At 43.0% G+C, this 3,501-nt stretch carries 4 protein-coding genes and 1 pseudogene; 1 reads left to right on the top strand and 4 read right to left on the bottom strand.

Annotation, left to right across the window (positions count from 1 at the left end; genetic code table 11):
- From F8S12_RS17295 to F8S12_RS17280, 4 genes and pseudogenes are all read right to left on the bottom strand, one after another.
- A pseudogene (locus F8S12_RS17295) lies at positions 1-844 on the bottom strand (DUF5906 domain-containing protein); the annotation flags it as partial.
- A complete protein-coding gene (locus F8S12_RS17290; protein WP_196517374.1) occupies positions 844-1,083 on the bottom strand; it encodes a hypothetical protein in 240 nt (79 codons plus the stop codon). The pseudogene F8S12_RS17295 and the gene F8S12_RS17290, both read right to left, overlap by 1 nt.
- A 274-nt stretch (positions 1,084-1,357) precedes the next feature.
- Positions 1,358-2,080 carry a hypothetical protein gene (locus F8S12_RS17285; protein ID WP_196517373.1) on the bottom strand — a complete coding sequence of 241 codons (723 nt, stop codon included), beginning with the start codon at positions 2,078-2,080 and terminating at the stop codon, positions 1,358-1,360.
- A gap of 227 nt (positions 2,081-2,307) precedes the next feature.
- Positions 2,308-2,487 (bottom strand): hypothetical protein, encoded by a 180-nt coding sequence (locus F8S12_RS17280; RefSeq protein WP_196517372.1) that lies wholly within the window; start codon positions 2,485-2,487, stop codon positions 2,308-2,310.
- A 239-nt stretch (positions 2,488-2,726) separates the two neighbouring features.
- Here F8S12_RS17280 and F8S12_RS17275 point away from each other — a divergent pair.
- Positions 2,727-3,501, top strand: a 775-nt coding sequence (locus tag F8S12_RS17275) for a ParM/StbA family protein (protein ID WP_196517371.1), incomplete at its 3' end; no start/stop codon positions are given.

Genomic DNA, 3,501 nt, shown 5'->3' with positions numbered 1-3,501 from the left:
TCCCAACCTCGGCTGCACAGTCCTGGCAGGTCTGGAGTTTCTTTAGCCCAGTGTCGTCAGCATCGTGCAGAAAAACAATTAATCCTATGCCTGATTCCTTCAGGAGTTGATATTCTGGGGTGATTGTTTTCTTATCCCATCCACTGCCCTGAAACGTAATCCCAGCAAGACCATGTGAGCGACCAACTTCTACGCATCCCTCACCTTCATGCTGGAGTAGTGCCGGGGTTCCCTGCATCAATTTACTAGCGGCGATCGCTTCATCAATGCGGTAAGCTTTCCAGGGTTCATCCCCTTTTCTCATCTCTGGAGTGCCATCTGGAAGCCTGTGCCATTGGCGGAAGGATTTATCTTTTCCCTTCTCTTTGATATAATCCGCCCATTCATAGCGAATTACCCATTGGGTTTGTGAGTAAGGATAGATTGTTTGTGTTGCATTCCCTGGTATTCCCAATGGTTGCTTGCAGGTTATGTTTTGAGTTTGGGGTATGTCAGTCGCCGCTTGGGTCAACATCACCAGTGCTAATTCACCATCTGGAATTGGCGCACTTTTGGGCAAGATTTTCTTGGGCTTCGCAGCCAAACGGTTTAAGGATGGAGTGTAATTAGCCCCTGCCCTTTCTGCCACCACTTCAGCCCAGGGTTTAATCGCCTCTCTGATGTCCTTACACTCACAATTATTGAAGCATCTGTACTTCCCGGTTTCTGGGACAATAGATAAGTCATTCCCGCCACAAACTGGGCAGATGTATTTATTTTTCTCTCTGGCTGGTTCTAACTGGTCTACAAAATTGCGAATATCAAAGGAGGCGAGTGCTTGCTGATTGGAGAATTGTGCAACCATTACGCGATACCTCCTTGAACATTATTTAATTTTTGACAATTGCTTAATACATAAGTTGGCGATTGTTTCGGTTGAGCCAGTGCATAGTTAGGCTGATGAAAGCGATCGCGATCGCAGACTGTAAATTCTTCTATTGAGTAGCACCAGTCTGGTTTACCGCAGTGGGGGCAAGCGTTAGCAATAGTTGCGAATAGCAGCTTGCTGGTAGTATCAGTATGAAATAGCTGTTTTTTTGACACTTTACAAATCCTCCAGTATGTGTGTTGGAGGAATTGGAGCTATCCCGTGGCAGTAATCTTCTAGTACAAACGTTCGGAAATCTGATCTGCTAAAATTCCTGAAACGCTCTTTACATCTGGTGAGCCAATATTATATTGGCTGTACACCTAATCGTGTAAGATAAAATTACTGTTAGGGATATTAATTAGGCTCCGAAACCCAATCCCCAATTCCAATTGAATAAACTTTGAAAGCCCCGTGTCCTAGCAGGAACCGGGGTTTTCGCTATTTATTCTATTCATATTTGCCTAACCAATTTCTGACAAACTCGGTTACTTCCTCCTCTGAAATTACAAATGCACTACCTTTTCTCTTGAGAACCAGAACTTTCATCTCTCCTATCTCCGTATAAAGATGTTCATTGTGATTTGGGGATGCCTTGGTCGGAGTCCATAAAACCAAAACTCTTGCTGTGGGTGTCTTTTGCGCTTCACGCGAAGACATCCCGAACAAATCTCTATTTTTGTCAAACCAGCTTTTGTAATCTGCCAGTTCAACTAGAGGGCAAGGTTCCCAAGTCCCTAAGCGATTCTTTTTTCTTCTCACCTGCAAAACCTCTTTGGCTTCGTTGTAGACAATTAAGCTGTCTCCTTTCGATCTAATGGAGATAAACAGGTGAGTTTTCCCAGGAAACCTAATAAATAAGTCTACAGGGTTCTTGTCTTGTATTTTCAATACCGGAAAGACTTGTATACCAAAACTATTAAACTCTTGTAAAAGTAGGACTATTATTTTTTCTAGCCGCACAAGTTTTTGAACTCGTACTAAGGGCTTGTAAGCCAATGCAAAAGCAAGCCAGCCAAACGGATTAATGAAGCTGCCTGTACCAAGTGCAACACCACCAGTCACTAGAGCTAGAGCAGATTCATGGTCTATCGCCTCCCTAATCCACTTTAACGCCGCTTCGTTATGCGGCGGAAGTTGAAAATCGGTAGGTATGTCTTTCACGGTAGTCATTGGCGACATCAAAATTAATGATGTGAAAATAGCACGAACTGTACTGATGGTAATGCTTTACACTACATTTCTGAACCAATAGCCATTATGCAACGCCTCTTTATCGAATACACAGCAATATAAAACGTTTTATACAGTGATTGTCATACTGGTTTGTTTTGATTAGTTTGTTTGTATTCTGCGATCGCTTTTCAACTTCACAGCGATCTTAGCGCAATGTTGCAACATCAAGTTAGTGAAACACCTCTTTTACTGAGATACTCTTTCATTGCTTCTTCAACTGCGTCTGTAATCTGAATTTCTTGATCTGTGCAGTAGAGGCGAAACTTTTTAGCTATATCTTTTGATATTAAGGCAGTTATTTGTGAATACTCTGGATTGTTACGTCTCCCCATGCCATTACTCATAAGATTTATTGCTTTATTTTACTGTTGCAATAACAAAACATCATTTAACTTGTTGTTGCAACAACACAATATTGCGTTAACATAGCACTAGCAAGCCAAAAAACGCCACTAAACAAAGGCAACAGAAGCCAGAAAGTGAGGCTTTGGCAAGGCTCTAACTGGATATCTGGATTTGTCTAGATTTGACTAAAAATCAACGCCAAGCCAGAAAAAACAAGACTTTAACAAACAACAGAACCATGACTTCGACATATACCAATGCCAAAAATTGGCTTAATCAAGCAGACTTGTTAGCCAAATCAGGGCTAACTGACCTTATCGCCGGAAAAGACTCAGGTGCAGGGTATGGCAAGGCAATCATCGGTGATTTTTCGCTCATGATGCCAGCCGCATATTCACTTGTTCGCAACCGAAACATCATGCATCACGAAACCATCTCAAAAGATGGGGCATGGGTGCGTTATGTAGAAGGTTCGCGGCTTGACTTAAAAGATGTTCAGTTCTTTTGGGGAAGTGCAGCGATCGCTCAAGCAGATCACACCCTGTTACACGAAGATAAAGCCAAAAAAGCAGAATTGGCATTAGAAAGCATTCTTGCAGACTTAGCCGTTCTGAATATTCCCTCCTCCTTCAAACTATCAATTAGTTTGAGCAACCATAACCCGGAACGCTGGGGCCAAGAGATTAAACGCCGAGTTGAAGGGACTCACACCTTTGAACATCTGCACCCTGTAACTCGTTCCATTGTCACCAAGACAGTTGAAATCGTAGTCACAGGCATTTATCCCGAAGGTTTTGGAAGCATTGCCCACTGCTTATTTGGTGAAGCATCCCTAATGCTTGACCCCTCAGAATTAGCGATCGCACTCGATATCGGTTCATCAACTTGGTTAATTACCGTGTTTAACGGCAGTGGTGCAGTGATTGACCGGCATCTAATTGAGGGTGGAGCGGGTGAACTGCACACCATGATTGCAGAAGCTCTCGACAAGCGAAACGACCGAGTGAGTCTGC

The sequence above is a fragment of the Nostoc sp. WHI genome, from assembly GCF_015714725.1.
In the GTDB taxonomy this organism is placed as follows: domain Bacteria; phylum Cyanobacteriota; class Cyanobacteriia; order Cyanobacteriales; family Nostocaceae; genus Nostoc.
This window is presented reverse-complemented; position numbering and strand designations above follow the sequence as displayed.